The following is a 7,263-nucleotide window of genomic DNA, read 5'->3' as shown; positions in this document are numbered from 1 at the left end:
CCCCCCGAACCTCAACCGTCACCACCCGCTTGCTCGGCAAAATGCTGCTCGAGCAGAGCGTTCACCCGGTCCGGGGCGTCGTGCTGGACCCAGTGGGTGGCGTCGGGAATGCGTTCGAGGTGGCCGTTTCGGCATCGGTCGGCGCTCGGCTGGGCCATGCTGGCGCTGAGGGCGACGTCCTGCTCACCCCAGATCACCAGCGTGGGCGGATCGATCGGCGACGATTCCGGACGCTGCGTGAAGGCCCGGCGGGCGGCGGCACGGTACCAGTGAATCATGGTCGTGAGCGCTCCCGGCTTCCGCCAGCTGGCGACATACCGTTCTACGTCGGCGTCGGTGAACGTGTCACGGTGGCCGGACGCACGCAGCATTTTTCGCAGTCCAGCGAAGTCATTCCGGCGGAGGAGCGCCTCCGGGAGCCACGGGATCTGGAAGAAGAGGATGTACCAGCTCCGGCGGAGCTGGTCGAGATCGGACCGAAGTGTTTTGATGAAAACGGCCGGGTGGGGGACGTTCAGAATGGAGAGGCTCGCTAGCAGGTTCGGTGTGGTCGCCGCCACGTGCCACGCTACGACGGCGCCCCAGTCGTGTCCGACAAGGTGAACCCGGTCGGAGGACGATCCCTCCAGGGAGTGGTCCATCAGCGCAACGATGTCTGCCGCCAGGGTGTCCAGATCGTAATCGGCGACGGAGGGTGGCTTGTCGCTTCGGTTGTAGCCCCGTTGATCCGGGACGATGACGCGGTATCCGGCTTCCGCAAGCGCGGGGATCTGGTGCTTCCAGCCGTACCACATCTCCGGGAATCCGTGCAGCAACACGACGGGCTCCCCGTCCGAGGGGCCGGCTTCGACGACGTGTAGGCGAACGCCGTTGACGAACACATTGCGGTGCGTTAGATCGGTTGAGGCAAGATCAGCCATCGTCTTGGTACGGAAAAATGGGCAGGAAAGTGTAAGGACGATCGGCCCGTGTGCAGGACCCATTCACGTACACCGTCGCCGGACGTCAAGAGGGGAACAGAGCGCCGAGCGTGTCCCGGTGCAGCCGGTGTCCGCCGTCGAAGCGGTGAAGGTCTGCCGGGATATCGTGCTTCTGCAGCCATCGTTCGACGGCATTGAGGCGTTCATCCGTGATGAAGGGGTCTTTCGTGCCGGCGACGAGCGTGGGGGACATGTTCCGGAGTACGTCCGCGTGCGACGCAAGGTCGAGGTCCTGAGCGGGAGCGCCCGCCCACAGGATGATGCGATCAACGGCTGTGTCGCCCAGGAGCGCCCAGCGCGATGCCGTTGCGGTGCCCTGCGAGAATCCAAGGACGGTACGTGAAGTCGGGACGTCGCCGTCGCTGTTCAACGAAGCGGCGACGTCGTCGAGGTAGTGGATGTAGTCCGAGATTTCGTGCTCCCGGTCGCGGCGTGTCATCCAGGAGGCGCCGACGTCCCGATGTTTCCCCATATCGTCCGTGTAGAAGCGCGAGAGGGCTTCCGGAGCGATAATGCAACGGTCGGGCGAGGCGATCATATCGAACGGCCGGATGAAGTCGTCGACCGTCTGGCCGTATCCGTGGAGCACGTAGACGTGCTCCGGTGCCGAGGGATCACCGAGGAGGCAGAGACGCGCCGTGCGCCGGACGCTGAGAGTGCGGTGGTGGACGTCAGGCATGGAAAGAACCGAGGGCAGAAGGTATGTCGTGTGTGCCGGACGGCCGTCGCAGCCGGCGTCGGCATGTCAGTCGAGTTCGGTAAGAACGTTTAGCGCTGCATCGGCCGAGGGGACGACGTGAACGATCTCATCGACGCGTCTACGGGCGAAATGCTGGTCGAAGAGTTCATCGAAGAACGACAGCAGCGTATCGTAGAATCCGTCGACATTGACCAGAATGATCGGGTCGTGATGGTACCCGAGATTGCCGAGCGTCATGATTTCCATGAACTCCTCCAACGTGCCATACCCGCCGGGCAGCACGACGAAGGCGTCCGATCGATCGTAGATGGTCTGTTTTCGCTCACTCATCGTGTCCGTAATGATGAGCTCGTCTGCGAGCGTATACAGGCCCTCGCGTGACTCCAGCTTGTGAGGAATGACGCCCACGACCGAGCCCCCGTTCTCCGTGGCGCTGCGGGCTGTTTCTCCCATGAGCCCGACGTCCCCGCCTCCGTAGACGAGGGTGTGTCCCAGGTCGGCGATGCCAGCACCGAGGGCTTCAGCAATCGGTCGAAACGACGGGTCGATGGCATTGCTGGACGAACAGAAGACGCCGATGTGGGGCATGGGGTGCGGGGCTTGGGGGGGAGGTGCGGGGTGTGAATACGAAGTGCGGGAAAAGGCGATTACCGGTGCGCCCTTCGAATTCCGTCCGAGCCGTCAGTTATCCTGCAGGGCCGGTGGATGTCTGGTCGAGGAGGTAGAAGGCAGCGATGACCAGGCTGTGCGTGATCCGTCCGTCGGTGATGAGGGATGGAATGGCGTTCAGGTCCACGAGTTCGACGTCGATCACCTCGGATCCGTCGAGACGCTGGGGACCGTCGCGATACGCGTTGTATGCACAGATGGTGTGGCATCGATTGTTCTGAATGGCGGGGTTGGGCGTTACGATGCCCAGCGATTCGAAACGATCCGCACGGTACCCGGTCTCCTCTCGCATCTCGCGCCGGGCCGCGGCAACGGGATCGTCGTCCCCAGGATCAACCATGCCACCGGGTACTTCGAGCGTCACCTCATCGGTGCCGGCCCGATACTGTCGCACGCAGACCACCTGTCCGCCGGGCGTGATCGGGATTACGTTGACCCAGTCGGGTGCGTCGATCACGTAGAAATCGTGCGTGTCGCCGGTTTCAGGCGACCGTAGGAGGTGATGGAAGAGGTCGAATATGCGAAAATGACCGATGTGGATCCGGTCGAGAAGCGTCCAGAGTTCCAAGGCGGGGCAGAAGGTTGACGTGGTACGGTAGGCGCGTCGGGAATGACCAACGAGTGCGGCATGCAGAATTTTCTGCAGGGTCGAGGTGTTCTCACTATCCCGTCGTCTCTGTCTCCCAACGAACGCTGTTGCCGACGTCTGTCCGTTGCCATGCTTCGTGACGTTGGGTATTCCTCCATCGATCGTGCACGATTTAAAAGAAATAGACACTATGGCAGTGTCTTTGTACATTCCTGTATCAACGGATTGGATCGTTGTGCGACGCCGATCCCGCCGTTTTGCGCGTTACGATGCGCCCGCATCCCCCAATTTCTCCCCCTTTCCCATGACTGATGATACGAAATGTTTAGGCTGGTGGCCATTCGCCCGGGCCGTACTCGGGATCGTGCTGATTGCCCTGACGGGGTCGACGATCTCTGCGACGGCGCAGTCTCGGAGCGTCGACCTGCGGCAGGTGCGGGACGTCGACGTCCTGACCATTGACGGCGCCATCGAACCCCTCTGGGACAGCGCTACGCTGTCGCCGATCGACCGGACTGTTGATGGCACGCCGGCACCGGACGACGCCGACGACCTGCAGGGACAGTGGCGCGCGGCATGGGACGACACCAACCTCTACCTTCTGATTGAGGTGACCGACGACGTCGTGAATGACGACAACGAGTCCGGCGACGCCTTCGGCGTAAGCGACGATTCCCCCGAGGTCTACCTTGACCTGGATAACAGCGGCAACACCGCGTCCGAAAACGGTCCGGCGAATTGCTTCTACGACGACAACGACGTCCAGCTGATTTTCGAGGACGGCATTACCTATCTGGGCTACTGCAACGAAGGCGGAGCCAACAGCGGCGATGATGTGCCCGGCGTTACGTTCGCCGAGGTTTCTACGGACGACGGCTATCGCGTCGAAGTCTCGATCCCGTGGACCTCGGTCGCAAGCCTGACGCCCGTCGCCGGAGACGTGATTGGCATCGACGTCCATATCAATGACGACGACGATGGGTCGGGTCGTGACCACAAGCTCACGTGGAACGACGACGGTACCGAGGAGGCCTTTCGCGAGCCCGATGCTTTTGGGTCGGCGACGCTGACCGGAACGCCGCTGCCGGTGGAGTTGGCTTCGTTTCAGGCGCGCATGGACGGTGACGCCGTCGCACTGCGCTGGTCGTCCACCTCCGAAACCAACAACGCCCGCTTCGACGTCCAGCGGCGGGCTGGTGAGGCACCGTGGACCACGATCGGCTCCGTCGAGGGGGCAGGGACCACGAGTCAGCGTCAGAGCTACCGGTTGACCGACAACGCACTGCCGTTCGAGGCGACGACCCTCTCGTACCGATTGCGGCAGGTCGACGTGGATGGGACGGCCACGCTGTCGAACGCCGTGATCGTTGATCGCGGCACGGCCGGCCGCCTGATCGTCACCGCGCCGGCGCCCAATCCAGCGGATTCCTACACGAAGGTTGGAATCGCACTCCCCGACGGGTCTTCGGCGGCCCGGGTCTCCGTGCACGACATGCTCGGTCGGCAGGTACAAAGCCAGACGCTTCGCCCGGGGACTCGCACGTCCGCGCGGATCTCCGTCGATGGACTCGCCCCGGGTGTGTACTTCGTCCGCGTGCTGGCCGGCGAGCAGTCGAAAACGCAGAAACTGGTCGTCGTTCGGTAGATGGGACGGTCGGTTTTTTTCGACGAATGCCCCATCGCGCCGATTGGCAGCGGTGGGGCATTTCCTGGTTCTGGTTCTCCGGGTTCACCTGCAGGGAAACGCCGACGGCGTGCCTCACGCCTGGAGCGGCCCCTGTTCGATCTGGAACGGATGCTCCGGGCCCGTTCGCACCTCGATCGTTTCATACGGCATCGCGACACCCGCCCGCGTCAGCGCATCGAACACGCGTTTGCGGAGGTCGAATTGTTCAGCGAGGTGGTTGTATTCATTTCGGTACCACGCCTGCAATTCCAGTTCGACGTTGTAGTCATTCAGGGCTGTCACCACCACGCGAGGCGGGGGATCGGGCAGGTAGTCTGGATCTTCGAGCACGAGGTCCAGCAGGATGCGCTCCGCATGATCGACATCTTCCTCCACCCCGATCGTGACGGCAACATCGAGCCGAACGTGCGGAAAGTTGGTGTAACTCGCCACGATGGAGTTCACGATTGTCGTGTTGGGAATGGCGAGCATTCTGCCATCGGTGGTCACGACACGCGTCGAGCGCAGGGTAATCGTGTCGACGCGGCCGTAGCTCCCCTCGACCTCCACCAGGTCGTTGATGACGAAGGGTCGGTCCCAGAAAATGAGCAGGCCGGAGATCAAGTTCGAAAGAGCGTCGCGCGCCGCAAACCCGATGGTCAAACCCACGATTCCGAGACTGGCCAGAAAGGCCGTTGCGTCAATGCCAATGCTGGCGAGGGCCTGGATAAGACCGATGCCGAGAAGGATGTACTTGACGACGGTTTCGATGAAACTCGCTGTCGTCGTGTCGATCGTCGACCGGCGCAGCCCGCGGCGGAGGGCCAGGTCGATGAGCCGCCAGAAAAGGTAGAAGACGGCGAAGACGAGTCCGCCAACGACGATGTTGGCGAGAACGTCGGCCGTACCGTCGGCGAGGGTCTGCGGGTTGAGGTCGGCACGCAGGCGGTCAAGAATGCCGGAGAAGAACGAGTTCATAGCGAGGGCAGTCGTATGACGGGAGCGTCGTCCAACATAACGCCTCGTTCAGCCATCGACAATCGCCCGTCTGCCGTCGGGCTCGAGACATCTCCCATGCGTGGCCCCAGATTCGATGATCGGTTCCTGATCCGGACCACGTGCGCCGCGGATTGAACCAGCACATCTCAGGACGAGGGGTCTCGGTGGCGATATGTGCGCCGAACGTGCACCGGAGCTCAAGGCGTTCGCCGTACCTTCCTGCGCCTGTCGTCTGGCTGAATGACTGAAGGCACCCTCGATCCCGTCCATTGATGCCGTGATGCGCCATGATTACGTCCCACCCCACGTCTTCCACCTTCTGGTATCGAAGCCTTCTGGCCGGTGTGCTGGCGCTGTTTCTTGCCGTCCCAGCGCTGGCGCAGGATCGGATGCCGCTCACATCCTCATCGGAGGCCGCCCGGGGCGCCGTGCTCGACGCGATCGACCACGCCTTCAACGTTCAGTTCGTAGCCGCCCGGGCCGCTGCGGACCGCGCGCTTGATTCGGATCCGGAGTTTGCGCTCGCGATGGTCATGCGTGGAGCCACCAGCGAATCCTACGAGAAGGGCCAGCGATACATCGACCGCGCCCTCGAACTTCGCGATGAGGCATCCGACGGCGAGCGCATGATGATCGAGGCGATCGTTGCGCAACGCGACGGAGATACAAAGGCCTTCAAGTCGGCCGTCACCGGGTTGGCGAAAGCCTACCCGAACGATCCGAACGCGCAGTTCATGCAGGCGCAACTCGATTTTTCGGAGCGGGATCACGAGGCCTCGCTCACGTCGCTCACCCGGGTGACGGAGCTGGATCCGGAGTTTGGGGCGGCCTACAACCTCCTCGGGTATCGGGCGATGCAGCTTGAGAAGTACGATAAGGCGGAAGAGGCGTTCAAGACCTACATCGACCTCCGTCCCGACGACGCCAATCCGTACGACTCCATGGCCGAACTGTACCTGAAAATGGGCCGACACGGTGACGCGGCGTCGCACTACCGGATGGCCTATGAAAAGGACAATCGGTACGTGGGAGCACGGGTTCGGGCAGCGATCGCGATGGCCATGAACAACGACATCGAGGCGGCCCGATCAGAGCTCAAGGCGGTGATGGATAGCGATCCGGAAGAGGGTGATCTGGCGTATGCGTACGATACGATGGCTGACACGTACCTGTACGAGGACGATGTCGACGGTGCCATTCGGCAGCTCGACCGGACGATCGAATGGGCAAAGTCGTCCGCCCCGGAGCGCAAAACGTATTTTCTCATCCAGAAATCCCGCATGTTGTACGAGAAGGGGGAGCATGAAGCCTCGCAGGATGTGCTGAAAGCGGCGGAGTCGTCGGTCGCCAGCCTTCCGGAGGGACGTCAGGACTACGCGATGTCGCGCATTCAGATGTCGCGTGCCTTCAATGCCGTTGCTCAGGATAAGAGTGCCGATCTCTACGTGACGGCATTCGAGGAGTATGCAAACGCCTCTGGCAATTCGGCGGATCGTGAGCTGTTGCATGAGTTGAAAGCCGTCCGTGCGTTCCAGGCGGGCGATATGGAGACGGCGATGAAGCACATCAAACAGGCCGGCGAACAGCCGTATGCCCACTATTACCACGGGCTGATGCTGCAGGAGACAGGCGATGCGTCGGGAGCGCTGGCGTATTTCCG

7 protein-coding genes are annotated in these 7,263 nt (G+C 62.3%); 2 read left to right on the top strand and 5 right to left on the bottom strand.

The window, feature by feature from the left end:
- Positions 1-11: 11 nt before the first annotated feature.
- From ACFCU0_RS05800 to ACFCU0_RS05785, 4 genes are all read right to left on the bottom strand, one after another.
- Positions 12-920: an alpha/beta fold hydrolase gene (locus ACFCU0_RS05800; RefSeq protein ID WP_434972721.1), complete on the bottom strand. Its 909-nt coding sequence runs from the start codon at positions 918-920 to the stop codon at positions 12-14.
- 85 nt (positions 921-1,005) lie between these two features.
- The gene (locus ACFCU0_RS05795) at positions 1,006-1,659 is read right to left on the bottom strand and encodes an alpha/beta hydrolase (protein ID WP_434972720.1); all 654 of its coding nucleotides are present in this window, start codon (positions 1,657-1,659) and stop codon (positions 1,006-1,008) included.
- 66 nt (positions 1,660-1,725) lie between these two features.
- Complete coding sequence (locus tag ACFCU0_RS05790) at positions 1,726-2,268, bottom strand: TIGR00730 family Rossman fold protein (RefSeq protein WP_434972719.1); 543 nt, start codon at positions 2,266-2,268, stop codon at positions 1,726-1,728.
- Between the two features lie 97 nt (positions 2,269-2,365).
- A complete protein-coding gene (locus ACFCU0_RS05785; protein WP_434972718.1) occupies positions 2,366-2,917 on the bottom strand; it encodes an NUDIX hydrolase in 552 nt (183 codons plus the stop codon).
- A gap of 325 nt (positions 2,918-3,242) precedes the next feature.
- Here ACFCU0_RS05785 and ACFCU0_RS05780 point away from each other — a divergent pair, with 325 nt between their 5' ends.
- Positions 3,243-4,583 (top strand): sugar-binding protein, encoded by a 1,341-nt coding sequence (locus ACFCU0_RS05780; protein WP_434972717.1) that lies wholly within the window; start codon positions 3,243-3,245, stop codon positions 4,581-4,583.
- A 114-nt stretch (positions 4,584-4,697) separates the two neighbouring features.
- Here the strand turns inward: ACFCU0_RS05780 and ACFCU0_RS05775 are convergent, their stop codons facing one another.
- Positions 4,698-5,582 carry a mechanosensitive ion channel family protein gene (locus ACFCU0_RS05775; protein WP_434972716.1) on the bottom strand — a complete coding sequence of 295 codons (885 nt, stop codon included), beginning with the start codon at positions 5,580-5,582 and terminating at the stop codon, positions 4,698-4,700.
- 308 nt (positions 5,583-5,890) lie between these two features.
- On the opposite strand from ACFCU0_RS05775, the gene ACFCU0_RS05770 reads away from it, so the two are divergent.
- Positions 5,891-7,263 (top strand): tetratricopeptide repeat protein (locus tag ACFCU0_RS05770; RefSeq protein WP_434972715.1); only part of this gene is annotated, 1,373 nt, incomplete at its 3' end.

This window comes from Longibacter sp. (genome assembly GCF_051155795.1).
Taxonomy (GTDB): Bacteria; Bacteroidota; Rhodothermia; order Rhodothermales; family Salinibacteraceae; genus Longibacter.
This window is presented reverse-complemented; position numbering and strand designations above follow the sequence as displayed.